At 62.3% G+C, this 24,572-nt stretch carries 24 protein-coding genes and 1 pseudogene; 9 read left to right on the top strand and 16 right to left on the bottom strand.

All coding sequences use genetic code 11. The features are described 5' to 3' along the window. Positions 1–41: 41 nt before the first annotated feature. Positions 42–194, top strand: a complete 153-nt coding sequence (locus BKA07_RS19300; RefSeq protein WP_245161911.1) for a hypothetical protein — start codon at positions 42–44, stop codon at positions 192–194. 412 nt (positions 195–606) lie between these two features. On the opposite strand, the gene BKA07_RS10090 is transcribed toward BKA07_RS19300, so the two are convergent. Next, positions 607–876, bottom strand: coding sequence for an MFS transporter (locus BKA07_RS10090; protein WP_167950788.1), 270 nt, complete (start codon positions 874–876; stop codon positions 607–609). Between the two features lie 204 nt (positions 877–1,080). Between BKA07_RS10090 and BKA07_RS10085 the strand changes: the two genes are divergently transcribed. Together BKA07_RS10085 and BKA07_RS10080 are read left to right on the top strand one after the other, a co-directional pair. Further along, positions 1,081–1,851: a hypothetical protein gene (locus BKA07_RS10085; RefSeq protein WP_167950787.1), complete on the top strand. Its 771-nt coding sequence runs from the start codon at positions 1,081–1,083 to the stop codon at positions 1,849–1,851. A 654-nt stretch (positions 1,852–2,505) separates the two neighbouring features. Then, on the top strand, positions 2,506–2,781 hold the full coding sequence (locus tag BKA07_RS10080; RefSeq protein WP_167953078.1) for a LysR substrate-binding domain-containing protein: 276 nt from the start codon (positions 2,506–2,508) through the stop codon (positions 2,779–2,781). A gap of 691 nt (positions 2,782–3,472) precedes the next feature. Here BKA07_RS10080 and BKA07_RS10075 read toward each other — a convergent pair. The 4 genes from BKA07_RS10075 to pheS form a co-directional block, all read right to left on the bottom strand. After that, positions 3,473–4,657, bottom strand: a complete 1,185-nt coding sequence (locus BKA07_RS10075) for an ATP-binding protein (protein WP_342449029.1) — start codon at positions 4,655–4,657, stop codon at positions 3,473–3,475. Between the two features lie 355 nt (positions 4,658–5,012). Next, positions 5,013–5,894 carry an SDR family NAD(P)-dependent oxidoreductase gene (locus tag BKA07_RS10070; protein ID WP_167950785.1) on the bottom strand — a complete coding sequence of 294 codons (882 nt, stop codon included), beginning with the start codon at positions 5,892–5,894 and terminating at the stop codon, positions 5,013–5,015. 10 nt (positions 5,895–5,904) lie between these two features. Beyond that, positions 5,905–8,493: a phenylalanine--tRNA ligase subunit beta gene (gene pheT, locus BKA07_RS10065; RefSeq protein ID WP_167950784.1), complete on the bottom strand. Its 2,589-nt coding sequence runs from the start codon at positions 8,491–8,493 to the stop codon at positions 5,905–5,907. Position 8,494: 1 nt separating this feature from the next. Beyond that, positions 8,495–9,538, bottom strand: a complete 1,044-nt coding sequence (pheS, locus tag BKA07_RS10060; RefSeq protein ID WP_167950783.1) for a phenylalanine--tRNA ligase subunit alpha — start codon at positions 9,536–9,538, stop codon at positions 8,495–8,497. Positions 9,539–9,769: 231 nt separating this feature from the next. On the opposite strand from pheS, the gene BKA07_RS10055 reads away from it, so the two are divergent. Both BKA07_RS10055 and BKA07_RS10050 read left to right on the top strand, forming a co-directional pair. After that, positions 9,770–11,425: an acetolactate synthase large subunit gene (locus tag BKA07_RS10055; RefSeq protein ID WP_167950782.1), complete on the top strand. Its 1,656-nt coding sequence runs from the start codon at positions 9,770–9,772 to the stop codon at positions 11,423–11,425. Between the two features lie 56 nt (positions 11,426–11,481). Further along, complete coding sequence (locus BKA07_RS10050) at positions 11,482–12,504, top strand: homoserine dehydrogenase (RefSeq protein ID WP_167950781.1); 1,023 nt, start codon at positions 11,482–11,484, stop codon at positions 12,502–12,504. A gap of 19 nt (positions 12,505–12,523) precedes the next feature. On the opposite strand, the gene BKA07_RS10045 is transcribed toward BKA07_RS10050, so the two are convergent. Together BKA07_RS10045 and BKA07_RS10040 are read right to left on the bottom strand one after the other, a co-directional pair. Then, entirely contained in the window at positions 12,524–13,183 is a 660-nt protein-coding gene (locus BKA07_RS10045) for a pentapeptide repeat-containing protein (protein ID WP_167950780.1), read from the bottom strand. 159 nt (positions 13,184–13,342) lie between these two features. Beyond that, entirely contained in the window at positions 13,343–13,879 is a 537-nt protein-coding gene (locus BKA07_RS10040; protein ID WP_167950779.1) for a hypothetical protein, read from the bottom strand. A gap of 449 nt (positions 13,880–14,328) precedes the next feature. Here BKA07_RS10040 and istA point away from each other — a divergent pair, with 449 nt between their 5' ends. Further along, positions 14,329–15,855, top strand: coding sequence for an IS21 family transposase (gene istA, locus BKA07_RS10035; protein WP_167950410.1), 1,527 nt, complete (start codon positions 14,329–14,331; stop codon positions 15,853–15,855). Further along, positions 15,855–16,631 (top strand): IS21-like element helper ATPase IstB, encoded by a 777-nt coding sequence (istB, locus tag BKA07_RS10030; RefSeq protein ID WP_167950409.1) that lies wholly within the window; start codon positions 15,855–15,857, stop codon positions 16,629–16,631. Before istA ends, istB begins: the two co-directional genes overlap by 1 nt. Positions 16,632–17,159: 528 nt before the next feature. On the opposite strand, the pseudogene BKA07_RS10025 reads toward istB, so the two are convergent. From BKA07_RS10025 to infC, 8 genes and pseudogenes are all read right to left on the bottom strand, one after another. Beyond that, positions 17,160–17,372 (bottom strand): annotated as a pseudogene (locus tag BKA07_RS10025) (TrmH family RNA methyltransferase); the annotation flags it as partial. A gap of 49 nt (positions 17,373–17,421) precedes the next feature. Further along, on the bottom strand, positions 17,422–17,868 hold the full coding sequence (locus BKA07_RS10020) for a MarR family transcriptional regulator (protein ID WP_167950778.1): 447 nt from the start codon (positions 17,866–17,868) through the stop codon (positions 17,422–17,424). After that, on the bottom strand, positions 17,865–18,758 hold the full coding sequence (locus BKA07_RS10015) for an alpha/beta hydrolase family protein (RefSeq protein WP_167950777.1): 894 nt from the start codon (positions 18,756–18,758) through the stop codon (positions 17,865–17,867). The genes BKA07_RS10020 and BKA07_RS10015 overlap by 4 nt, the downstream gene beginning before the upstream one ends. Before the next feature lie 123 nt (positions 18,759–18,881). Next, on the bottom strand, positions 18,882–19,151 hold the full coding sequence (locus BKA07_RS10010) for a hypothetical protein (protein WP_167950776.1): 270 nt from the start codon (positions 19,149–19,151) through the stop codon (positions 18,882–18,884). Positions 19,152–19,367: 216 nt separating this feature from the next. Continuing rightward, positions 19,368–20,258, bottom strand: coding sequence for a TrmH family RNA methyltransferase (locus BKA07_RS10005; protein ID WP_167950775.1), 891 nt, complete (start codon positions 20,256–20,258; stop codon positions 19,368–19,370). Between the two features lie 128 nt (positions 20,259–20,386). Beyond that, the gene (gene rplT / locus BKA07_RS10000; protein ID WP_167950774.1) at positions 20,387–20,776 is read right to left on the bottom strand and encodes a 50S ribosomal protein L20; all 390 of its coding nucleotides are present in this window, start codon (positions 20,774–20,776) and stop codon (positions 20,387–20,389) included. 110 nt (positions 20,777–20,886) lie between these two features. Then, positions 20,887–21,090 (bottom strand): 50S ribosomal protein L35, encoded by a 204-nt coding sequence (gene rpmI, locus BKA07_RS09995; RefSeq protein ID WP_167950773.1) that lies wholly within the window; start codon positions 21,088–21,090, stop codon positions 20,887–20,889. A 97-nt stretch (positions 21,091–21,187) separates the two neighbouring features. Continuing rightward, positions 21,188–21,817 (bottom strand): translation initiation factor IF-3, encoded by a 630-nt coding sequence (infC, locus tag BKA07_RS09990; RefSeq protein WP_425339353.1) that lies wholly within the window; start codon positions 21,815–21,817, stop codon positions 21,188–21,190. A 324-nt stretch (positions 21,818–22,141) separates the two neighbouring features. Here infC and BKA07_RS09985 point away from each other — a divergent pair, with 324 nt between their 5' ends. Then, the gene (locus tag BKA07_RS09985) at positions 22,142–22,513 is read left to right on the top strand and encodes a DUF1844 domain-containing protein (protein ID WP_167950771.1); all 372 of its coding nucleotides are present in this window, start codon (positions 22,142–22,144) and stop codon (positions 22,511–22,513) included. A gap of 222 nt (positions 22,514–22,735) precedes the next feature. Here the strand turns inward: BKA07_RS09985 and BKA07_RS09980 are convergent, their stop codons facing one another. Then, positions 22,736–23,389 carry a TetR/AcrR family transcriptional regulator gene (locus BKA07_RS09980; protein ID WP_167950770.1) on the bottom strand — a complete coding sequence of 218 codons (654 nt, stop codon included), beginning with the start codon at positions 23,387–23,389 and terminating at the stop codon, positions 22,736–22,738. Positions 23,390–23,557: 168 nt separating this feature from the next. On the opposite strand from BKA07_RS09980, the gene BKA07_RS09975 reads away from it, so the two are divergent. Then, positions 23,558–24,565 carry an NAD(P)-binding domain-containing protein gene (locus BKA07_RS09975; RefSeq protein WP_167950769.1) on the top strand — a complete coding sequence of 336 codons (1,008 nt, stop codon included), beginning with the start codon at positions 23,558–23,560 and terminating at the stop codon, positions 24,563–24,565. Positions 24,566–24,572: the final 7 nt, after the last annotated feature.

Raw genomic sequence — 24,572 nt, 5'->3', positions numbered from 1 at the left:
ACAACAATTGACGACAGTTTTGCGGAACGAGGAGACGAACTATGCGCTCGGTCGACGTGCCGGTCATCCACATCGTCGACTCGATCACCACGATGGTTCGCGATCGGGAATATTCGACCCTGGCGGTGCTCGGCACGAAGTGGACGATGTGTGACGGCTTCTACACCGAGCGCCTCGAGGAGCAGATGCCGTGACACTGTCATGCACTGAGATCGGGTTGCTGGTTCCACCGGAGACCGCTCCCCTGCCGGCCATCGATTCGGTGGATGCTCACGTTGCAGCGATTGTGGAGTGCGTGATTCCGGAGGAACTCGCTACCGTCTGACGCCACGGGGAGGCTCTCCGGTGTGAGTACCTCTCTAGATACGTGCGATCGTCGGTGATGTCGCTGCGTGAGCGATCCTTGAGCAGCTTCAACGCGATCAATGTGATCACCGCGGAAATGCGGATGTACACCGAAACTGCATAGCCGGTGCCGAACTGATGGATGAGCCACGTTGCGACCAGCGCCGCCGGCCCACCGGCGATGATCGACGAGAGCTGGTAGCCCAGGCCAGCACCGGTGTAGCGGAGGTTCGTCGGGAAGCTCTCGGCGATGATCGATGCCTACGGTCCATAATGCATCGCGTGAGGAATGAGACCCAAGCAGAGCGCGACGAACGCGAGCCAGGTGACTCCGCTGTCGAGGAGTGCGAAGTAGATGAAGCCCCACACTCCCATGACTGCTGCGCCCCAGGCGTAGACCTTCTTCCGCCCGATCGTGTCGGAGTACATCCCGAATACTGGAACCAGGACAAGCTCGACAGCTGCTGCGATAAGTGTGCCGATGAGGACGAAGTTGTACGAGTAGTCATACCCATGTTCGCCGGAGGTCATATACGACAGGACGAAGACACGTTACAGGAAGGCCTTGCTGGTTCTCTCCAACTCCCATTAGGCGACGGGCCTAATGCAATATGTGACAATATCGCTAAATTGCCGTTATCGAATCGTGATAATACTTATACAACGAGGCTGATTATGGAATGTATTGTGATCGTGTCCAAATGAATCGATATACATTTATCCTGAGGAGTATAGATGCGTATCATTGGTAAAAAGTTGGCGACTGTAGTGGCCACTGCGGCCCTGACTGCGGGTAGTCTCGGGGCTGTGGTGGGACCTGCGCAAGCATCGACAGACAGTGCAGTTGCCGAGCAGGGAAGTTGCTCCAAGGCCGAGTCCAGTCGGAACTCCACGAACATGAAGCAGATAACCGGCAATAGCGCTGAAGGACTTATCCGGACCGTCTCTAATGGTGTTGACGATGGAACCTTCAATAGTCGCGCGGGTTCATCGGAACTGGATTTCGGCAAAGGCAAAGTCTACAAAGTGTCTTCCGGTGACGATCAATTCACCTCGGTCACCATCCCAGTTGACGGAAAATACGCTACAACAAGCAACCTGACCGTGTTATTTGATGATGATGGAAATAGGGTCAATTATAGTGAAGTCCTCTATACTCATGGCGCCGAGGGGAAATTTCACCTTGCCAAGTACGAGAACGGTAAGGTAACTGAAGATCGCGACACCGATATTCCTTACAAGACCGACTCTCAGATCAGCCAAGAGAGCAAGCAGGGAGCCCCGGGAGAGGTCGCCAGTCAGAAGAGCACCGGAGATAAGGTAGCTTGTGTAGCGAGCGTCCTGGGCGTGTCTGGTACTGTGGGGTATTTGATTGTTGGCGCATGTGCAGGTGCTTGTGCTGCTAGCGAAACTGGTGTGACTATTCCTGTTTGCGTCGCATGCATTGGCGCGTACGCGACTGTGGGTGGTGCGTCCGTGACAGCGGTAGCCAGCTGCTTCAACTGATAGTGAGGTTGACATGTCAAAGCCGTATGCGCTGGCTGGTCTCATAGCTGGTCTTGCAGTGTTTTCAGGTATCTTCATCTTGTTGCTTCCGGGCCTGTTCGACAATGTCTCATCCGGGCGAGCCTGGGCCACTTGGGTGATCTTCGGCATTGCCGTCATGTTTGGGTCAGGATTGATCCTGGCGCGACGGCAGTCCAAATAGCTCGGACAGCAACTGTGTGATGGATCTATCCGCCGTTGTGTAGGGCGTTTACCTTCCTATGACAGGCACTTCTGCTTTGATGGGACGCGATCTATAGTGTTCATCCGCATCGCTGAGCATGGCGATGCGGATGAACTTGTGCGGAGATGCACGATCGGACGATGTCAGGCCGATTACGCAGAGAGCCGGTGTCCGTCCTGGGGCTCCGATATGGGTAGTATCAAATAGCGGGGCGCAATGCTCCGTCTGCTCGTCCCAGAATCACCGCCAAGAATCGAATATTTTCCAGAAGATGCAGACGGCCTTGTCAGCGCTTGTGCTTCATCTCTTTCAGCCTGTAGGTGCCGAAAGCGGCGAGGCGACCTCGACGACGGGACGGTTGCCTATATTGGTGAAGGACTGTCCCTTCATCTGCGCGTACTCGCGGGCGATGCCGTTCTACCTCCGAGCGACTGTGCCGACGTGCTGGTTTCGAACCACGCACGCGACACATCACGGGTAAGCCGGGTGCAATCCAGTCGCTCGTCTCCAACGGACTGGGCGTTGCACTTCTGCCGGGCAGCACCCGCCGCCATTCTCAAGTGGTCGGCATCGATCCGATCATTCTCGACGAGGCTGGTGCGCGCCGAGTCACCGCAATGATCCCCAAAGGGCTGAGAACGGCGTCCGAGGTCGAGGATGTGTTCGACGTGGAAGACACGACTGCGCCTCAGGCGGGTGACCTGTGATGATGGTACTCGATCAGGACCTCATCCGGTGTCTGACGATCACCACTGCTGCCGCGGTCATCGTCAAGTATTTGCCGAGGGCCTCACTGAATTTCGACTTCAGGAGTCAACCATAGTCCTCGACTGCAGTCGGGGCACTATACAGCCATCGCAATGCCGTCGGGTCCGACTGGATGGCTCGACGGCTCTGGAGGTTGCGCGTTCAGACAGGATGCAGACGGCTCAGTGACTGATCCCTCGTTCATAGGTCTCGTCCTTCGTGATGTCGCTGCGTGAGCGATCCTTGAGCAGCTTCAACGCGATCAATGTGATCACCGCGGAAATGCGGATGTACACCGAAGCTGCATAGCCGGTGCCGAACTGATGGATGAGCCACGTTGCGACCAGCGCCGCCGGCCCACCGGCGATGATCGACGAGAGCTGGTAGCCCAGGCCAGCACCGGTGTAGCGGTGGTTCGTCGGGAAGCTCTCGGCGATGATCGATGCTGCGGCCCGTACTGCATCGCGTGGGGAATGAGGCCCACGGTCCGGACGACACCATAGCCGTGGTACTCCCGAATTGGGACATCAGGATACTGTGACCGGATCTGGTCTCTTGGTGTCTACCGAGCCATCCGGGCTTGAGACTCTTATTGGATCGTCAGGCTGCGGTGCCTGCGAGATTGCGGTCTCCGGAACCTGCATCAGCCCTTTACCCTACGTTTGGCCAGTCGCTTGAAAGGTATGCCTCAATCGCACGGTTGCGGAAACTGTAGAGGCGTCCGCGCGCGATGATCTTTCGATTCGTATCTAGGCGCTGCGCAATGGGGCCAATCTGGCTTGAACTCTCAAGCCCCATAGCGTGTGCGATGTTCTTCAAACTTCGGTCTTCATCCGGCAGTCCGATCATGGCGTCGAGTAGTTGCCGTTCCCTGCCTGGAAGACGTTCGAGAATTCGCTCTACATGTCCTGCCGCCTCGTCGCGGGCTGACTGCTTCCATCCTGTGATTACCTGCTCTCGGGTTATCACATCAGTGCTTCCGGCATACCAGGCCTTCTCACCAGCAAGCTGGAAGAGAAACGGCTCACCCTTGCACAGTTCGAGGATTCCATCTCGAGCACCCGGCTCCATTGTCACGAGACGTCTCCCGCCGAGCTCGCCGGGGACTTCCCATCCTGAGAGGACGAAGGGCTGCAGCGCTGCTTCAAGGTCATCGTCACCGAACGTCTCAAGAGTCGTCGTTGCGAAACGCCTAGCAAAGGTGGCGCCGCGTCGGGCCGAGCTCATGTCAGCGAAGTCGGGCAAGCCCGTGAGATATACGGAGATCGGCAGGAGGCGGCCGACGAGGTACCCGCCTGGCGCCTCAACTTGAATCTCATGAGACATCGCATCTCCGAGAGCAATGAGCAACTGCGAGAGCATATGCTCATCCGTGATGTTCTGCACCTCGTCAATGTGAATCAGTACCACCACGTCGCCCTGGTGAATTGCGGCCATGCCTATCTCGACTAACAGTTCGGTGAGAGAGGTAAACGGCTCAGGTCCATCAGCCTCGCGAAGACTCAGCCCATACCCTTTGATGGAGATCTGCGAGACACGCGCAATCAGATCGCCGAGGCGCTTCTCTCGTGCTGTCGACAATCCAGCCATGTCCGCAAGCTTGAGGACAGCGGCGGCGACGACCTTCAGCGGATCGGACTTAGAAGGGATACGCAGTTGCTTGGTAACCCAGTCGCCGTGGTTGGCTGCGTCGCCTGCGATCTTTGAAAGAAGGCTCGACTTGCCGAGACCAGGTTCGCCAAGGATAGTGCGTCCTCGCTCGGGCAGGCCAGCAAGCCGCCGCGGCCTAACGACGTCACTCCAATCTCGAAGCTGATCCTCGCGTCCGGCCCACACGGGAGGTACTACATCGGCATGGGGACTGAATGGGCAATTCGTCGAGGTACGCACGTTGTTAATATTAACAGAGCGTGGGCTTCTTGTTAATATTAACAGCGGCCGAGCGTCTGGTTAACTTTAACAGCGCCGACCGTCCGCTTCTGTCAGCGGACTGACGACCCGCACCGCATCTGCACGATCGCAGGGATCACGGGCCAGCTCCGCAGTCTCTATACGAACCTCGCTTCGGGTGCACCACGCAACGGCTTCAACAAGGCTTTGCGTATAACGGTGGACACTGTAGCCTCGTCAGACGTCACTTCATCGAACGCGAGTTGGGCGTCATCATCAGTCCGGGTGCAAGGTCCGCAACTTATCCCAGCACAAGCCGTCGATTCGACTTGTCCAACCCAGCGCCCACCTCATCGAGCAGGGACTCTTTGCTGTCGGCCCCCGCGCGCACATACCGTCCGGTGAACACATCGAGCGTCCCCGAGGACAAGGCCAACGCCAGATCGGTGACCTGTTCCGGTGAAGTCCAATCTCCTTCGCCGCGGAAGTCGTGGACGGGCATCGACTTCGTCATCGCCGTCTCGACGACACCGGGCGCCATCTCGAAAATCCGCAGGCCCTTATCGTGGCCGAAGTGGACAACAGAGTCGGCGAGGCGGAACAGGGACGCCTTCGATGCCGAGTACACCGCGTAGGCCGGCGTGCCCTGCGCACCCGAGCCCGAGTTGAGGTCGATGATGCGGCTGGGACCACCGGTCGCCTCGGCGTTGTCGATGAGCACTGGAGCGAAGGAATTGATCATCAGTGCGACACCGAGCACATTGGCGTCGACGACACTCTTGATGCTCTCGGGATCGGCCTCCCACAGCGGTCCTTCTGTCGACTCGATGCGGCCGGCGTTGTTGATGAGCACTTGCAGGCGACGTCCGCTTTCGGATTCGAGTGCGGCGATCGCCCTTCGCAGTGCTGACACCGAGTCGATGTCATCGGCGCGCAGCTCCAACCCGGTGACCGCTCCCCCGGTGGCGTCGACGATCTCCGCCGCCGCTTCCTCAGCCTTCGACGCCGAGGTGGCCGTGACGACGACATGGTAGCCGGCCGTCGCGAACGCTTCGGACAGGTAGCGGCCGATGCCGCGGGCTCCTCCGGTGATGACGGCGATGGTCTCGGCGGGCACGGCGTTGGCCTCCCCTGCCGTCGAATCGGTGGGCAGGTTGGTTCCGTAAGGCAGCTTCTCGCTCATCAGTTCCTCCTCAGCTTCTTACTTCGGCGCCGTGGCGCTCGGCGGCCAGCTTCGTCGCCGCCTCACGCATCGCCGAGGCCTCATCAGCCTTGAGCGTACGATCCGCAGCGCGGAACGTCAGGCGGAACGCCAGGGACTTCTTGCCCTCGGGCAGCTGGTCGCCGGTGTAGAGGTCGAATGTCTCGAGCTGTTCGAGCTCGTCACCTGCGCCCTCACGCAGGGTCGCGGCCAGGGTCTGCGTGGGCAGATCCGCATCGACGATGAGCGCCACGTCCTGACGCGAGACCGGGAACGTCGACAGGGCGCCGGCCCAAGTCCGCAGGTCCTCCTGGACCAGCAGTGCGTCGAAGTCGATCTCGAACGCGACCGTCCGGGCCGGCAACCCGAGGTTCTCGCACACCTTCGGGTGGAGCTCACCCGCATGACCGAGTTCCTGCCCGTCGGCGAGGACGAATTTCGCCGCACGACCCGGATGCCAGGGTGCGATCTGGTCGGCTTCGGCGGTGACCTCGAGCCCATTGACCGCCGCGATCCGACGGACGGTGTCGATGACGTCGGCGGCCTCGGCATTTCGCCCCTTGCCCCAGACCCCGGGGAGTTCTGCATTGCCCGCGATGATGCCCGCATAGTGGTAAGGCTGGTGCGGCACCGAGGCGTAGATGTCCTCAAGCTCGGCATCGCTCGGATGGTAGCCGGGCAGGTGGCGCGGCCCCGGTCCGGCAGGCAGTCCCGCCGAGGTGGACACGAGTCCCGCCTCGAACAGGGCGACGTCCTTGGAGCCGCGACCGAAGTTGCGGACCACCAGTTCGACCAGGGTCGCCAGCAGGGTGGTGCGCATGAGCGGCAGGTCCTCGGACATCGGATTCGCCAGACGGATGTGCTTGCGACGGACGTCATCGGCGTTGAGACGCAGCTGATCATCGCGCTTGTCCGAGGTGAACGGGTAGGACAGCACCTCGGTGAAACCGTCGGCGGCCAGAAGGTTCGAGATCCGACGACGTGTCTTCTGTGCCTCGGTCAGTCCCTGTCCGGCTCGAGCGGCCGGCTGGATCGAAGGGATCCGGTCGTAGCCGCCGGTGCGGGCGACTTCCTCGATGAGGTCGACGTCGGCGGTGATGTCCGTACGCCAACTGGGCACGGTCACGGCCAGACGGTCCTTGCCGATGACGTCGATGCCTGCACCGATGCCTTCGAGCAGTCCGGTCACCTCGGCGGTGGTGTAGTCGATGCCGACGAGGGAGCCGACACGCTCGACCGGGAGTTCGATGACCGTGGGCTCCGGTGTCTCACCCACCTGGGTGGTCGCCGGGCTCAGCGTTCCCCCGGCGAGTTCGACGAGCAGGTCGGCGCAGCGGCGTGCGGCCACTGGTCCGAGCTTCGGGTCGACACCACGTTCGAAACGACGCGAGGCCTCCGAAGTCAGTCTGTGCCGCCGCGAGGTCCGGGCGATGGAGATCGGGTCGAAGTGCGCGGACTCGATGACGACGTCGGTCGTTCCTGAGTGGACCTCGACGGCCGCACCGCCCATGACTCCGGCGAGGCCGATGATCTTGCCACCGGTGCTGCCCGAACCAACAGCACCGCGGTCGGTGATGAGGAGATCCTCGGCATCCAGTGTGCGTTCGACGTCGTCGAGGGTCGTGAACTTCTCACCGGCCTCTGCGCGGCGGACGACGATCTCCTCGCCGAGCAGCGCCGTGTCGTAGGCGTGCAGCGGCTGACCGAGCTCAAGCATGACGTAGTTCGTGACATCGACGATCAAGCTGATGGGACGCATGCCCGCCTGCTGCAGCCGGCGCTGCATCCAGAACGGAGTGGTCGCGGTCGGATCGATGCCGGTCACCTGCAACGCGGTGAACTGGTCACACCCGACCTTGCCGTCGATGGGGTTGGAGTCCTCGACCACGACGGGGAAGCCGTCAGCGGTGGGGGCGTTCACCTCGGCGACGGTGGGGCTGCCGATGTCGTGGAAGGACTGGCTCTTCATCTGCGCGTATTCGCGGGCGATGCCGCGCATGGACAGCTGGTAGCCGCGGTCGGGGGTGACATTGACGTCGAGGGTGACCTGGTCGAGGCCGAGCAGGGCGATCGCGTCGTCCCCCGGTTGCCCGGTCAGGCCGAGGTCGGTCAGCACGATGATGCCGGTGTGGTCCTCCCCGAGGCCGAGCTCCTTGGCCGAGCAGATCATGCCATCGGACTTGTGTCCGTAGGTCTTGCGCGCAGCGATCTGGAAGTCACCGGGCAGGACGGCTCCGGGCAGGCAGGCGACGATGAGGTCACCGGGCACGAAGTTGTGGGCTCCGCAGATGATGCCGCGGCTGGGCACTTCCGGGCCGGGCTGCGGATCCTTCGGATCGTCGAGAGCCTCATTGTGGTCGTCTCCGACGTCGACGCGGCACCAGTTGACGGTCTTGCCGTTCGAGTGCTCTTCCTTGGTCAGTTCGAGCACCCGGCCGACGACGAGGGGCCCGGTGATCTCGGGTCCGAAGAAGTCCTCTTCTTCGAGTCCGATCGCGGCGAATTCGGCCGCCAGGGCATGGGGATCCGTCTCGGCTGGGAGATCGACGTAGTCGGCCAGCCAGTTCAGTGGGACGCGCATATCAAGCCTTCATTCCGAAACGAGCCGAGAAGCGCACGTCGCCCTCGACCATGTCATGCATATCGTTGATTCCCTCGCGCAGCATCAGGGTGCGCTCGATGCCCATGCCGAAGGCGAAGCCCTGGTAGACCTCGGGATCGATGCCGGCGGCACGCAGCACATTGGGGTGGACCATGCCGCAGCCGCCCCATTCGATCCAGCCGGGGCCGCCGACCTTGTTGGGGAACCAGAAGTCCATCTCCGCGCTCGGTTCGGTGAACGGGAAGAAGCTGGGACGCAGGCGGGTCTTCGACTCCGGTCCGAACATCTCGCGGGCGAAGCCGTCGAGGGTGCCCTGCAGGCTGGCCATGGTCAGACCCTTGTCGATGGCGATGCCTTCGATCTGGTGGAAGACCGGAGTATGGGTGGCATCGAGCTCATCGGTGCGGAAGGTCTTGCCCGGGCACACCACGTACAGGGGCACACCGCGTTGCAGCAGCGAACGGGACTGGACCGGTGAGGTATGGGTGCGCAGGACGAGGCCGGCGTCGGCGGGGTCGACGAAGAAGGTGTCCTGCATCTGGCGGGCCGGGTGGTCGGGGCCGAAGTTGAGGGCATCGAAGTTCAGCCACTCGGATTCGATCTCCGGGCCCTCTGCGACCTCCCAGCCGAGGCCGACGAAGTAGTCCGCGGCCTGTTCCTGGATGAGGCTCAAAGGATGGCGAGCGCCGAGGCGGTTCCGGTCCGTGGGCAGGGTGACGTCGATGGACTCTTCGATGAGCACCGCGGCGTCACGTTCTGCCTCGAGCTCGGCCTGACGGGCGTCGAGGGCCTTCTTGACCGCTCCCCTGGACTTGCCGACGATCTTTCCCGCGGCTGCCTTGTCGGCCTTGTCGAGACCGCCGATGGCACGGTTGGCCAGGGCCAGCGGGGACTTGTCGCCCGTGAACTCGATCTTCGCGGCCTTGAGGTCCTCGAGAGTGTGAGCGCCCGCGAATGCTGATAATGCCGTGTCGACGGCCTGCTTCACGGCCGACTCGTCCAATGGGTCGAGCTGGTCAGTCATCAATGTCCTTCATGTGCCTGCGTTGGTGCCGTACTTCTACCGCACTTCTACCGCGAACAAGTCTATCGCCTGTGAAACCGCTCCTGGTCACGCGTCCGGATGATGTCGACCCCCGAGGTCTGCGGCCGGGTTGCCGAGGGCTGCGGCCGGGTTGCCGAGGGCTGCTCTCAGGTGTGGACCTCTGTGATCTGTGCCATCGAAGCGCGATGGCAAAAGATGTAGTGTCGAAGGATGACGACTCAGCGAGCTTCCGATGTCATGGTCAGGGCCTTGGAGAACGAGGGAGTCGAACGCATCTTCGGCATCCCCGGCGAGGAGAACATCGACTTCGTCGATTCTCTGCGCCAATCGTCCATCGACCTGATCCTCACCCGCCACGAACAGGCTGCCGCCTTCATGGCCGCGACCTACGGGCGTCTGACCGGCAAACCAGGCGTGTGCCTGACGACGCTCGGGCCCGGTGCACTCAACCTGGCGACAGGGGCGGCCTATGCCCACCTCGGCGGGATGCCGGTCATCATGATCACCGGACAGAAGGGGATCCGCACCTCGGAGCAGGCGCGGTTCCAGATCGTCAACACCGTGGCCACGATGAGACCGCTGACGAAGGTCAGCCAGCAGATCACCTCGGCGAGGATGATCCCTACGATGATCAGGGAAGCCTTCCGCACCGCCCGGGCCGAACGGCCGGGACCCGTCCACCTCGAGCTTCCCGAAGACATCGCCGCTATGCCGGTCGACCGGTACGAACTCGTCCAGCCTCACAGCATGGGACGGGCAACGGCCAGCGACGATGCCGTCGAGGCCGCCGCTGCGGTGATCCGCGGTGCGAAGAGACCGCTGCTCATGCTCGGAGCAGACGCCGCGCGCTCGGACTGCACCGATTCCCTGTCGAAGTTCGTCTCCCGGGTGCGGGTCCCCTACTTCACCACCCAGATGGGCAAAGGATCCGTCTCCGGGTCCTCCGACCTGTACCTGGGAACAGCGGCACTGACGAACCGCGACTACATCCACGATGCGATCGAAAAGGCCGACGTCATCGTCACCATCGGTCACGACACGACCGAGAAGCCGCCGTTCACCATGGACGATGACGGACCCACTGTCGTCCACATCGGCTACCGGGCGGCCGTCGTCGAACAGGTCTACTTCCCACAGGTGGAGACCGTCGGCGATCTGGGGCCCAGCCTCGAACGCCTTGCCGTGGAACTGGTGGGTCGTGTGCCCAATGCAGGGGCACTGCTGCCGATGCGTGAAGGAATCCTCGCCAAGATCGAAGAGAACTCCGATGACGAACGGTTCATCCCGCAGCGCATCGTCACCGAGGTTCGCAAGGTCATGCCTGTGGACGGCATCGTCACCCTCGACAACGGTATGTACAAGATCTGGTTCGCCCGCAACTACCGCACCACCAGGGCCAACACCCTCCTGCTCGACAATGCGCTGGCGACCATGGGGGCCGGGCTCCCCTCGGCCATCGGCGCCAAGCTGACCCACCCGGACCGACGCGTGATGACGGTCGTCGGCGACGGCGGGTTCATGATGAACAGTCAGGAGATGGAGACGGCGGTGCGGCTGGGCCTCGACCTCGTCGTCCTCATCCTCGAAGACAGCTCCTACGGCATGATCCGATGGAAACAGGCTGTCGACGGCATGCCCGACTACGGACTGACCTTCGGCAACCCCGAGTTCGTCGCCTACGCCGAGTCGTACGGGGCGACCGGGCATCGGCTGGAGAACCCCGATGAGATGCACGAGGTGCTCGAGTCGGCGTTCACGGCCGGCGGCGTGCACGTGGTCGTGGCGCCCGTCGACTACTCCGAGAACGAGCGGGTGCTCATCGATGAGCTGAGTCAGCGGGCACATGCCTCGCTGGACGAACGGTAGGGTGCAGGGACCGCCGACGAAGATGTCGACCTGCTCAATGAAGGCTGGAGAGATCAGTGAAAACACTGCGAGTGGCCATCACCGGCGTCGGAAACGTGGGGTCCAGGATCGGCGGTGCCCTCGAGGAAAGAGCCCCGGAGTTTGCCCGTCGCTTCAATGCCGATGTGCGGGTGGTTGGGGTGAGCGCCAGCACAGAGGGACTGATCGATGGCAGCGGTATTTCCGGCGAACGGATTGCGGGACGCACTGACTTCGTATCCGGGCTGACCGGGCAGAGATTCTTCGACGAGCTCGAAGCGGACGTCTTGATCGAGGCAGGGCCGAGCAACTATGTCGATGGCGCTCCCGGACTGTCTCACCTCGAGGCGGCTCTTGAAGGGAGTATGGACGTGATCTGCGTGTCCAAGGGCGCTCTCGTCGTCGCCGGCGATGACATCTATCGTCGGGCCGCCGAGGCTGAGCGCCAGGTCCGAGTCAGTGGAGCTGCTGCCTCAGCGATGCCGACCGTCGACTTCCTCACGTATGACCTCGCAGGGGCCCAAGTCACGCGCTTCGAGGCTCTCCTGACCGGCACCACGACCTTCGTCCTCGACACCATGTATCGCCACGGGTGGGATCTGGATGACGCCGTCGCTGAGGCTCAGGAAAGCGGCATCGCAGAACCTCAGCCGGAATTCGACGTCGACGGCTGGGACACTGCCGCCAAACTCGTCGTCATAGCGCGTGCCGTATTCAACGCCGGCATTCCCATCGAATCGGTTCCGCGGCAATCGGTAAAGAATGTGAATGAAGAGCAGATTGATTGCTGGAAGCAGCACGATATCGTTCCACGCCTGGTCGGGATCCTCGAACTGGACGATTCGGACCGCGTCACCGCGAGTGTGCAGGTCAAGTGCTATCCGAAGAGCCACCCGTTCTCGCTGGCTGAAGGAAGCATGAAGGCTGTCAATGTCAGCACGAAACGGATGGGTGACTATTCGCTGCTCGGAGGAGCTTCATCTCTGGATGCCACTGCGGCTGCCGCGATCAAGGATCTTGAGCACATCCTGACCTGCCGGATGAGCTCCTCCGTTCAATAGCGTCGATTCATGTCGACCGTCACTCCACCGTGATACCGAGTTCGCGGGCGAAGAGTTCGGCGAAGAGCATCAGCTGCATCTCATCGATCGTGGCACCGCGCAGCGAATGGATACCGGAGATCCGGTGGGGTTGCAGACCGCGCAGGTCCACACTGCCCAGCATCGCATCTTCGCACTGGAACACTCCCACCGTGGAGCCGGGAAACGAGACCCTGTTCGCTTTGGCACGGTCGAGGTCGATCTCGTCGATGACGCAGTCGCGGAATTCGACGTCGGTGAGTTTGGCTCCGCGCAGGTTGAGGTACGAGATGCGGCAGTTCTCGAACCGCACCTTCTCCCACACACTGTCGTGGACGATTCCCGCACCGACCCGGGTTCCGGTGATCTCCGTGTGAACAAGGTTGGCTCGGGGAATGCTCCACGTGTCGGCTCTCGAATCCGCGATCGTCGTGCCCGAGAGTCGCGCACCGGTGAAGTCTGCAGGTGCCTCGGCGAGGCCGAAATTGATCCGGTTCAAGGCGCAGTCGAGGAACGTGGTCTGGGCGGAATCCACCTCGGCGGGGTCGAGGTCGGAGAACTCCATGCCTTCGAGGAACTCTTCGGGCCCGATATCGCCGAGGTAACCGGTCATCGGCGTGCCCATGGTGATCTTCGGTGGGCGTGGGGAATGTGTCGTCATGGGGTCACCGTATCGGGTGCCCGTGACATGCCTCCATTTCCTCCACCAACCGCTGATTCGCTGTCGTTCAACCCTGGGCCAGGTTTGCCCTGTTGCCTCGGCGGGAAAACCTGTCTCGGTGTTGAACGAGCAGCCGCAGACGAGCAGCCGCAGACTGGGTCAGGGTGTTTTCGCTGTGGCTCTCGTGACGCGTTCTTTGATCCGTAGGAAGACATCTGCCGAGAAGAGGTCCTGCCAGCGGAGGCGAAATACCGAGTACCCGAGATTCCGCAGCTTGTACTCACGTCGACGCTCAAATTCGAGTTCTTGCCGCGGGTCTCTGCCAGGCAAATGGTACTTTCCAGCACCATCGAACTCGGCGAGAACTTTCGCCAGCTTGTTGGCGAAATCGGTCCGAGCAACGAACTTCCCGCTCTCATCGCAGATGGTCACCTGTGGTTCGAATCCAGGAATGGCGAACTCGACGAATCGCACAGCACAGATGGATTCAGCGACCGATTCGCGACGACCGTCAGCAAGCGCCAACGCCTGATCGATCTGACGCTGGCGCGTGCGCACCGGGTGTGCTTCGCAGTACAGCCTGATCTGAGGCCAAGTCACCAGAGAACTGTGGATGGCCGCGTCGAGAACAGCGACCGCGAACGTTAGCGGATAGTCGCGAGAGATGTCAGACAATGTGCGCAACAGGGAGGTCACTCGCGCTCCGTCGATCTCGCACACATCGGATGCCCCGTATTCTCGACGCCTCATCAGGAGGGTCTTCCGGCGGACTCCGTGCGCCGGATGAACAACCTCGGCGACTACGGACTCGTTTCTGTCGAAATAGGGGATCGGCAACCCATGCACAATGAGGGCGCTTCTGTGCGACAGGACCGCGCTCGGCGGAAGGTCTCCCACGTACGATCTGACGAGAACGCGCAGGTCTTCATCGCGTTTCCGTGTTAGCGGCCATGGAAAACTGCCCATAGGCGGACAGTAGAATCGCCCACTCCTGGCCAGTAGAACTGCCCAGTGGCGGCCATATTTTCTGCCCATCCGACTCACGAAGAAGCCCTTGTGACAAGGGCACGGCCCCGAACCGTTTCTCGGAGATGATGACGGTGTCTAATCGATCAGCATCACCACGGGAGGGGCCGGGGCCGCATATGAAGTCTGACGGAGAAATCATGGAAATTCTAGAAGCGTTCGACACGACAGGGTCGTACCGGGCAGCCGCGGAACTGGCGGGATGCTCTCATCACACAGTCAAAGCCCACGTGCAGGCCCGTGACCGGGGCCGGCCCGTGGCAACACCAACCCGACGTGAGCGTGTCACCGATGCGTACATGGACAAGGTCATCGAACTCGTGACTCGTTCAGGAGGAAGAATCCGAGCCGATAAGGTCCACCAGCGACTGGTCAAGCTCGGCTACCCGGGGTCGGAGAGGTCGACGCGTCGGGCGGTCGCCGAAGCGAAACGCACCCATGAGAAGGCCGGGCGGCGGGTGCATCGGCCCTGGGTGGCAGAGCCCGGGCTATGGCTGCAATACGACTATGGTGACGGGCCTGTCGTCGCGGGAGTCAAGACGGTGTTATTCATCGCCTGGCTGGCGTTTTCGAGATTCCGAGTCGTGATCCCGTTGCGGGACAAGACGCTGCCATCGGTGTTCATGGCCCTGGACCGGACGTTTCGGCTCATCGGTGGCATCCCGACTTATGTCCTCACGGATAACGAGAAGACGGTCACGACGATGCACATCGCCGGGGTGCCGGTGCGCAATCGCGACACGGTTTCGTTCGCCAAGTACTACGGGGCCACGGTGCTTACGTGTGAACCGGCTGATCCCGCGTCGAAGGGCGGGGTCGAACGGTCAGTGCAGATCGCGAAGGCAGATCTGGTGCCCACAGCCACGAATCTCCTTCACGGCTACGATTCATTCGCCGAGCTCGAAGCCGCCTGCCAGGCATTCATGACCGAAGTCAATGGGAAAGAGCATCGGGTGACGAAGAGACGCCCGATCGATCTGGTCGATGATGAGCGGTCGGTGATGCATGCGGTGCCCGGGCGGGCACACACCATCGCGTTCGGCCTGTCGCGGAAAGTGCCGACCAATACGCCGATGGTGGCCTTCGAATCGGGCCAGTACTCGGTACCGCATGCGCTGATGGGCAGCGAGGTCTTCGTCCGGGTGCAGGGAGTCGCTGATGGTGAACAGATCGTCATCGTCGCACCAGGATCCGATGGGTTTGAGGAAGTGGCTCGCCACGGGCGAGCCCGGCCAGGATCGCCGAAGATCAATGACCGGCATTTCCCGACCGATGCCACCCAGAAAGTGCCGGGAGTCTACGCGATCAGGGCGAAGAATCAGGACGAAGAAGAGTTCCTGGCCATTGGGCATGGCGCGCATGAATGGTTGAGAGAGGCTGCCGCGGTTGGAGCATCGCGGATGCGGCAGAAGATGACAGAGGCGGTGGCGTTGTCCCGGTTGCACGGCGGTGACGTTGTCGACGAGGCGTTGGGCACTGCTGCCGCCTATGGACGATTCGCCACCGGTGATGTGGCATCACTGCTGGTCAACCGGGTCGATGCGCATGCCCGAAGTGCTGATGAAGAGTCCTCCCTGGCTCAGGGCACCGGCGGGTGGCAGGCGATGGGCAATCAGCGGGTCAGCGCCGATGGCGGGGAGGTGTGATGGCGATCATTCATGAAACGCCCGTGTTGGATGCTGAGGTCGAGGCGCTGATGCGGCGGCTGAAAATGCCGTATGCGCGCACCCTGGCCCCGGAGCTGCTGGCCACGGCGAAAGCTCAACGGTGGGAGCCTGTCGAAGTGGTGCGGGCCCTTCTGGTTGAGGAGTCTCGTGGCCGGTCGGCGGCGATGCTGGCCAACCGGCGCAAACAGGCCGGTTTCCCCACGGGCAAGACGTTTGAATCCTGGGATGAGGACGTGTCATCGATTCCGACACCGACGCAGCAGGCACTGTCGACACTGGAGTGGGTGGCCCGGAAGGAGAACCTGGCGGTGTGTGGGCCGGCCGGGACGGGTAAATCGTTCTTCCTGGAAGCGCTGGGGCACAAGATCATTGATGAGGGCGGGCGAGTGTCCTGGCTGAGGTTGGAGGACTTGGGCGCGCTGATCCGTGCTCATCGTCCCGATGATGCGGTGACGAAGACCGTGGAGCGGTTGCTGCGAGCCGATCTGGTCGTCGTTGACGATATCGGGTTGCTGCCGGTCAGCGAGGATGCTGCCGAGGGGCTGTATCGGCTTGTCGATGCTGCTTATGAGAAACGCTCGATCGCGATCTCATCGAATCTACATCCGGCGGCATTTGACCAGCTGATGCCCAAGACCGTAGCCACAGCCACCGTCGATCGCCTCCTTCATCATGCTCACCTGGTTCAGACCAGTGGCGAATCGATTCGGTTGAGCCAGGCTGTTTCTGGTGCGGGGGTGGTCGCCTTGAACTGAGGGTGATCGAGCCCGGTGGCCACGACCAGACACGAGTTTCGGATGGGCAGAAATCGTGGCCACCTATGGGCAGTTCTGCTGGCCGCCCATGGGCAATTCCCACTGGCCGTTGACATTTCCGCATTCCAGCGGTTTCCACCGGAAGATGAATAATGTCGGAACCGGCGATCCGAGCGATGTGCTCGTGTAGCGGATTCCGGCACTGTCGTGCGACGAGATATCGCCCCGACCGCACTCGTCGAAGGCAGCAGGCCAGCGCACTGTCGATCTGATAGGTCGACCAGCCGGCTGCTTTGAGTTCTGCAGTGCTCAGGCAGACGAACATGTCACCAGCATCTGCGATGCCGCACACCGTCGCAAGACAAGCCGATTCGCTTGTGGAAAACTCGCCACTTGCCCTCACAGGCAGATCGCCGATGGCGGCGCAGGCACCATTCGACGCTGTCGTTCAACCTTGCGTCAGGTTTTCGCGCCGAGGCAATAGGGAAATGCTGACTCGGGGTGGAACGATACAGACCGCAGGACCCCTCACATCCGCTGGTTGCGAGCACTCTCGTAGATGCACACGCCTGCAGCAGTCGCGAGGTTGAGACTCTCTGCCCTCCCGTAGATCGGCACGGCGGCCGAGGAGTCGCAGAGTTCGAGGTCCTTCTCATTCATCCCCCAGGCCTCGTTGCCGAAGACTCAGGTGGTGCGGGCGGAGAGATCAAGCCCGGTGCCCCAGGGGTGGTGGACATCGTGGGGAGTGCGTCGTCATGGGGTCACCGTATCGGGTGCCCGTGACTCAGCCTCAACCTTCGGTGGAGTCTTCTGTGTTGAGAACGCTTGATGCGTGGTCGAGCCACCGGGCGACGGTGGCGAGTTCCTGCTCGTCGAAACCGTCTGTCAGCTGCGCGTTGAGGTCGTTGATCGCGGCCTTCGTCTCCTTGGCGACCCGAGCTCCACGCTCTGTGAGAGTGACCCGAGTGATGCGCTGATCGGCCACATCAGGAGCACGAGACACGAGACCGCCTGATTCCATCCTCGCCAGCAGACCACTCGAGCCTGCTAGAGAGGCGCGCAGTGCGCTCGAGAGCTCGCTCATCGTCGCCGCGGGGTTCTGCCTCAGGTACATGAGTACCCCGCCCTTCGCGGCTGTCATCCCATACGCGTTGCCGCGTGCGTCGATCCACCGGCGAACGGCACGTTCGGCACCGCTGAGGAGGAATATCAGGCGCGGTGCACGGGACGGACTCACGACAGGGGCTCCGCATGCTGCTGCAGCCACGCACTGACTTCGGGCCAGAGCCGCTCGCAGTTCTCGCGCCGGAAGAATCCCATATGACCGATCTTCGCCACTCCCACGGATCGGGGATCAACGGTGCGCCGCTCCACCTCGGCGTTGCTCAGATGCTCGGTGATGGCGTCGATCTGCTGGGACGTCGCCCACAGATCATCGGTGAATCCGATCGCCAAGACATCCTGCGTCACCCGCGCCGCCCGAGCTTTCGCGGCCATCGTCGAATCGTCGAAGAAGTAGCCGGGAAGTCTCGACCACTTGCTCCATTCGAGCATCGACGCCCCGGGCATGTCTTCGCCCAGGCCGATTCGGCGGCCGGGGACGTAGCCCAGGACCCTCGCCGTGAGGGGACCGAGTACGCGCAGCACAAATCCCACTTTCAGCCGTTCCGAGAACGTCGGAATGGTGGCGGTGACACCGGTGTGGGAAGCAATCGTGACGAACCCCTGCAAATGTGACGAGCCGTTGTCCAGGGCAAGGGCGTGGCCGCCGATGCTGTGGCCGACCGCCAGGTGCGGAATATTCGGATACCGATCGTGGGCCCACTGGGCGACTGCCGGAACGTCCTCGGTCATCCAGTCGCGCATCCGGATGCCACGGTTCTCACTCGGCACGCCGGAGCTGCCGGTCCCCCGGTAGTCGTAGGTCACAACGGCGAACCCCTCGCCTGCCAGGTATTCGGCGAAGCCCCTGTAGAGTCGCTCGGGAACTGCAGTGGCCGGGTGCAGGACGACGGCGGCGACGACGTTCTCCGGTTCTTCCGGGGTGATGTGGTGTCCTCGCACCGCCCCTGATGGCGTAACGATGCGGACACTGTCGACGCTGATCTCGTCAGTATTACTTCGCATGCAAACTAATCTAGCGCAGATCGCGCGTGGGGCACAGGGATTTCTACTGGACGGTAATTCTGAGCTTTCGCCCGAGCTCGCCGGTCGATATGACGTGGGAGGCTTTCGGCGGCGTCGAACAGTTCAGGCCGCCGACTCCCGGGCGGGCAGCTGCCCGGGGAAATCGACTGTCCTCTTCGCGCGCAGGTAGGTGATGCAGTCCCTGACGATGAATGCAGGCAATGTCACGGTGACGAGAAGATGCGGGACCGAGGGTGAGGAGCCGGTCCCGAAGCCGATGGACCAGAACAACGTGGCAACTGCAATACACACGATGACCGAGCTCAGCGCATCCTTGACGAACTTCGCGCGCATTTCTGGAAGAGTCTGCGGCCGAAACTTCTTGCCGGTCATTGCTCCACTCCGTCCTGCACCTCATCGTTTAACGAACAGCTACCTTGCTCTCACAATAACGGGACCGGCGTCATTTGGAAATGAGTCTTGCTCATTTCGACGGGGTCAGCGAAGTTCCTGCCGCATTGTCCCGGGTGAAAACGGCTGCTGAAGTCACTCCCGCAATCAGATCCGGAGTGTTCCAACTGTCCGGCAAGTTTCAGTGGTCGTCCTGCCTCACATCCGCTGGTTGCGAGCACTCTCGTAGATGCACACGCCTGCAGCGGTCGCAAGGTTGAGGCTCTCTGCCCTCCCGTAGATCGGCACGGCGGCCGAGGAGTCGCAGAGTTCGAGGCCCTTCTCGCTCATCCCCCAGGCCTCGTTGCCGAAGACCCAGGTGGTGCGGGCGGAGAGATCAAGCCCGGTGTCCCAGGGATGGTGGACATCGTGGGCGCGCTCATTCGCATCGGCGGCGAGCACCTGCAGGCCACGGGCACGGGCGAGTTCGGTCACCTCGGCGAGGCCGACACCGGTGACCACGGGAACATGGAACAGGGACCCGGCGGTCGAGCGGACGGTCTTGTCGTTGTAGATGTCGACGCTCGAGGCCGTCAGAACCACGGCGTCGGCACCGGCGGCGTCGGCGAGGCGGATGATCGTGCCGGCGTTGCCTGGGTCGCGGACCTGGGAGAGGACGACGATGAGCTGCGCCTCCGTGTCGATGACCGAGGTCAGCTCGACGTCGAGGCGTTCACAGACGGCGACGACACCCTGCGAATTGACCGTTGCGGACAGTTCGGTCAGCACCTCGGGTGTGATGATGTTCCAGTGGATGTCGCACGTCTTGACGGTCGTGACGAACTCCGGGTGCGCCTCGGCGGCTTCCTCGGTGATGAAGAGTTCGACGACGGCTCCCTGCGGATCGGCGACCGACCCCACCCAATCGGGGACCCCGGGCGACTGCCCTGGAAGATCGAGCTCGACATGGCGCTCCAGTGCCTCACGCACGGCCTGCGGACCTTCGACGAGGAACTGCCCCATCGTCTTGCGGCTGTGGCGCTTGAGCAGCTTGACCGCGTTCTTGACCCGCTTCGAGTTCGGTGAGGAGATGGCGTCTGGAAGTTTCATGGAGTTCGCTGACCCGCATTCTTACTGTAGGAACTGGCTGTGACTGGAGCGGCTTTACCGCGTGAGACAAAATCAACGGCCCCGAACCATAGAAGTTCGGGGCCGTTGAGAGCGTGAGGGCCGGCAGATCAGGCTGCGGCGGTCTTCGCTGCGTTGACGTCGGTCGGCAGGGCTTCCTTGGCGACCTTGACCAGGTGCGCGAAGGTGGCCGAATCGTTGACGGCGAGCTCGGCGAGCATACGGCGATCGACCTCGACTCCGGCGGCCTTCAGGCCCTGGATGAAGCGGTTGTAGGTCATGCCGTTGGCGCGTGCGCCGGCGTTGATGCGCTGGATCCACAGGCGACGGAAGTCACCCTTGCGGGCGCGGCGGTCACGGTAGCTGTAGACGAGCGAGTGAATGACCTGCTCTTTGGCCTTGCGGTACAGGCGCGAGCGCTGTCCGCGGTAGCCGCTTGCCCGGTCAAGGATGACCCGGCGCTTCTTGTGAGCGTTGACCGCTCTCTTAACACGTGCCACGTGTTACTCCTTAGAAAATGTCGTTCGACCGGCGGTACCGGTATCTGGATTTAGCTGGGAGGGATGGACTCGTTCGGGCGACCCGTGTTCGGGTCGGATCCGAGTGGGTCTCAGCCCTTGAGCTTGCCCAGAAGCTTACGGGCCTTGACGCGATCTCCGCCGGTGATGACCTGGTCAGTGGCAACGCGACGCTTACGAGCCGAGTTCTTGCCCTCGAACTTGTGCTGGTTGTTCACGCCTTCGCGCATGATCTTGCCAGTGCCGGTCACGCGCATGCGCTTTTTGGCACTGCTGTTCGTCTTCTGCTTCGGCATCGTGCCGTTCTCCTTTGCAATTTCGTTGTCACCGGCGAACCGGCTGACAACTACTTCACACGCACAGGCCACGGAGGTCTGCGACGCTACTTATTTCTCACGCGTCGGGCGCTGCGTTGTTCTTCTCGGCAGCGACGCGATCGCGCCTGGATTTCACCTCGGCGTTGCGGCCCTTGGCACCTGACGATGCCTTGCGAGCCTCCGCCTTGGCATCGGACTTAGATTTCAGTGGGGCGACGACCATCACCATGTTGCGCCCGTCGACTCGCGGGGAGGATTCGACGGTGCCGAGGTCGGACACATCTTCGGCCAGTCGGTTGAGCAGCTTGATGCCCATTTCCGGGCGCGACTGCTCACGGCCGCGGAACATGATCATGACCTTGACCTTGTCGCCCGCCTCCAGGAAGCGGGTCACGTGCCCCTTCTTCGTCTCATAATCGTGTTCATCGATCTTGAGACGGAAGCGGATCTCTTTCAGCGCAGTGTTCGCCTGGTTCTTCCGGGCTTCTCTGGCCTTCTGAGCAGATTCGTATTTGAATTTCCCGTAGTCCATGAGTTTGGCCACGGGAGGTTTCGCCTGCGGTGCGACCTCGACCAGGTCGAGATCTGCCTCGCCAGCGAGATCGAGTGCCTTGCGAATGGCAACGATACCGACCTGTTCACCGTTGGGTCCGACCAACCGGACCTCGGGAACCCGAATCCGGTCATTGATGCGCGTCTCGCTGATGTGTTCACTCCTTTTTAGCTCAATGATGTCGTGGCAATGAAAAAGGCTCCCATTGACACACATGCCAAGGGAGCCTGCACACACCAGAGCAACGGCCTAGAAACCGTTCCACGTCACGTGAATACACCTCGATCTGCAACCTGCGCTTCCGAGCGTGCGCTCGGACAGCCGATCATCAGATCATCGGACCCGATCGCTCTTCGCGATCCAGGTGGGAGTCAGACTCCGCTTCGCACCACACCCCAGTGTACTACGCTTCATGACTCTACGCACATCGACGCGGATCGTGCAATCATCGGCCCGATCATATGTCAAGCTTGTTCCATGAGTTCTGAAAATCCTGTCCCCGCCGAGGCGGTTGCCGATGTCACTCGCGACATCGCCGAAGTGCCCGCGGTCGAGATCGTCACCTCCGCAGCAGTGCACCTGATGTCCGCCGCCGCCGTCAAATGCGGCCTGGCCGAAGACTCCACTCAACAGTCAGCGGCAGAGCTGCAGGACCTCGACGAGGCACGCAAACTCATCACCGCCCTGGCCGGCCTGGTCACCGGAGCCGCCACGGTCATCGGTGACCACCACGCTCGCCCTCTGCGCGACGGACTGCGGAGCCTGCAGCTGGCCTTCCGTGAAGCCTCGACGGTTCAGGACGAACCCGGTCAGGGCCCCGGGGAGAAATTCACCGGCCCCGTTCGCTGACATTCACCACCGAGTGCGCCGACAATTTCGCCGGACGCCACCACCATCATTCGCTGCGGCCCCCGACCACTGGTCGGGGGCCGCTTCCGCTATGGCCGCCTCGGCGACGGGCGGCGTCAGTTCCGAGCAGCGTCGGCGACGGGCGGCGTCAGTGCCGAGCAACGTCGGTGCTGGGCCGCTTCTGCTATGGCAACGTCGGCGCCGGGCCACCTCGGCGACGGTTCAGTACCCCAGGGTCGACACGAGACCGCCCATGAGCTCGTCCTCGGCCGATTCGATCCCGGGGCCGAACTGACCGAAGCGGAATGCGTTGATGAGACCGATGATCGCCACCCACACGGTCACACACTGCATGATCACCGCATCATCAGCCTCGACCCTCATCTCCCGCAGCCCTTCTCGCAGCGCATCGAAGGCGTGCGCCGGCGGAACCTGCAGCTCGTCCTTCGCCCCGGGAGTCTTGGCGAGGAGGGTCGCCAGCCGCACTGCGATCCGGGTCCCGGGAACCACGGTCTCATCGCGCGGGGCCTGATAGTCGGGGATCGGAGTGCCGTAGATGAGTGCCCACCGATTGGGATGCCTGCGTGACCAGTCGAGCATGATTGCGCCGACGGTGAGAACGGACTCGTCGGCGTCGAGCGCACTGTCCACCTCGTCGGCGATCGAGGTGTAGGCGTCGCGGATGAGGATTGTCAGCAGCTCGTCCCGGTTGCGCACGTATCGGTAGATCGCGCTGGAGACGATTCCGAGCTCCCTCGCGATCGCGCGAAGCGACACCCCCTCGAGACCGTCCGCATCCAGCATGCGGTTCGCGATTCGGGTGATCTGCGCTTCGGTTTCCTGCCGTGCTCGCTCACGCGGTGTCGTATTCGCCATGGCCTCACCTTAGATCGAGAGAGCGAAGATAACAATAGCGAGCACTGCTCTTGCATTGGCACGTGCATCGCTCTATGCTGATTTCAGAGAGCACCGCTCTCGAATGTTCAGCACTCCGGCGTCCATACGCGCCGCGGTACATCACCGACTCTCGCAAAGGACACCACCATGAAATCAGCACTCATCATCGGCTACGGGCAGATCGGCGCGGAGATCGCCTCCCAGCTCTCGGCGGCTGGGGTCCACACCACGGTCGCCACCAGGTCGGGCCCTGAGCGCGCACCGTCTGCCGCAACGACCCCCATGACCGCATCGACTGCAACGGCCTCGGCATCGGGTGCGTCTTCAGCGACGACCGCCTCCGCCCCAGGCATCGGTGGCGCACAGGTCAGCCATATTCGCACGGACGCCTCCGATTCCGCGCAGCTGCTCCAGGCGGCCGAGGGCGTCGACGTCATCTTCGCCTGCGCGCATGCCGCCTATGACAGCAGAGTGTGGGCGCGTCTTCTCCCCCAGCTCGACTCAGCGGTCATGGACACCGCGGCGAGCCTCGGCATCCCGGTCGTCTTCCCCGAATCCGTGTACGCCTTCGCGGGCCTGCGCGGAGCGATCACCGAAACTTCCCCGTTCGCTCCGGTTGAGGACAAGGGCCGGATCCGTCAGAGCCTCATCGAAGCTCGCCAGGCACACCCGGCCACCTCGGCGAGTGTCGTTGCCGGGGACCTGCTCGGCACGACAGCACAGCAGTGGTCGTCGGTGGTGCGGATGTGCATCACGGATCCGATCGCCAAGGGGCGTCGGGCCTTCGTTCCCGCTCGTACAGACGTCGCCCATGGAATCACGGTCATCGGGGATCTCGCGGCCGCGATGATTCGCGCGGCACACACCCTCGCCGACGTCCCTGCGAACTCGCATCGCCTGCACATCGCCCCCTCGTCGAACCCGACTCTGGGTGAGCTCGTGGAGTTCACCCACCGGCACCTCGGTTCGAAGCCGAAGCGGCCGCTGGTCCTCCCCCGCTGGTCGACACGTGTGGCGGGGGTCGTCGAGCGCTCGATGTTCGAACTCAACCAGCTCGCCCCGATCTGGTACTCGCCCTGCGTCATCGAGCCCGGAGAGCTCGGGGCGAGCCTCGGCACGACCGACTGGCGCCAGGGCGTGCAGCAGATGCTCTGAAACCGCC

Source organism: Brevibacterium marinum (assembly GCF_011927955.1).
GTDB lineage: Bacteria > Actinomycetota > Actinomycetes > Actinomycetales > Brevibacteriaceae > Brevibacterium > Brevibacterium marinum.
The sequence above is the reverse complement of the archived record's forward strand: the minus strand, read 5'-3'. Positions and strand labels throughout refer to the sequence as shown.

What these genes read in the sequence shown, in the direction of transcription:
- istA (WP_167950410.1), top strand. Translation starts at nt 14,329, where the DNA reads ATGAAGTCTGACGGAGAAATCATGGAAATTCTAGAAGCGTTCGACACG.
- BKA07_RS09985 (WP_167950771.1), top strand. Translation starts at nt 22,142, where the DNA reads ATGAGTTCTGAAAATCCTGTCCCCGCCGAGGCGGTTGCCGATGTCACT.
- BKA07_RS10005 (WP_167950775.1), bottom strand. Translation starts at nt 20,258, where the DNA reads ATGAAACTTCCAGACGCCATCTCCTCACCGAACTCGAAGCGGGTCAAG.
- istB (WP_167950409.1), top strand. Translation starts at nt 15,855, where the DNA reads ATGGCGATCATTCATGAAACGCCCGTGTTGGATGCTGAGGTCGAGGCG.
- BKA07_RS19300 (WP_245161911.1), top strand. Translation starts at nt 42, where the DNA reads ATGCGCTCGGTCGACGTGCCGGTCATCCACATCGTCGACTCGATCACC.
- BKA07_RS10055 (WP_167950782.1), top strand. Translation starts at nt 9,770, where the DNA reads ATGACGACTCAGCGAGCTTCCGATGTCATGGTCAGGGCCTTGGAGAAC.
- BKA07_RS09980 (WP_167950770.1), bottom strand. Translation starts at nt 23,389, where the DNA reads ATGGCGAATACGACACCGCGTGAGCGAGCACGGCAGGAAACCGAAGCG.
- BKA07_RS10085 (WP_167950787.1), top strand. Translation starts at nt 1,081, where the DNA reads ATGCGTATCATTGGTAAAAAGTTGGCGACTGTAGTGGCCACTGCGGCC.
- BKA07_RS10090 (WP_167950788.1), bottom strand. Translation starts at nt 876, where the DNA reads ATGACCTCCGGCGAACATGGGTATGACTACTCGTACAACTTCGTCCTC.
- BKA07_RS10070 (WP_167950785.1), bottom strand. Translation starts at nt 5,894, where the DNA reads ATGAGCGAGAAGCTGCCTTACGGAACCAACCTGCCCACCGATTCGACG.
- rpmI (WP_167950773.1), bottom strand. Translation starts at nt 21,090, where the DNA reads ATGCCGAAGCAGAAGACGAACAGCAGTGCCAAAAAGCGCATGCGCGTG.
- BKA07_RS10045 (WP_167950780.1), bottom strand. Translation starts at nt 13,183, where the DNA reads ATGACGACACATTCCCCACGCCCACCGAAGATCACCATGGGCACGCCG.
- BKA07_RS09975 (WP_167950769.1), top strand. Translation starts at nt 23,558, where the DNA reads ATGAAATCAGCACTCATCATCGGCTACGGGCAGATCGGCGCGGAGATC.
- pheT (WP_167950784.1), bottom strand. Translation starts at nt 8,493, where the DNA reads ATGCGCGTCCCACTGAACTGGCTGGCCGACTACGTCGATCTCCCAGCC.
- pheS (WP_167950783.1), bottom strand. Translation starts at nt 9,538, where the DNA reads ATGACTGACCAGCTCGACCCATTGGACGAGTCGGCCGTGAAGCAGGCC.
- BKA07_RS10015 (WP_167950777.1), bottom strand. Translation starts at nt 18,758, where the DNA reads ATGCGAAGTAATACTGACGAGATCAGCGTCGACAGTGTCCGCATCGTT.
- BKA07_RS10010 (WP_167950776.1), bottom strand. Translation starts at nt 19,151, where the DNA reads ATGACCGGCAAGAAGTTTCGGCCGCAGACTCTTCCAGAAATGCGCGCG.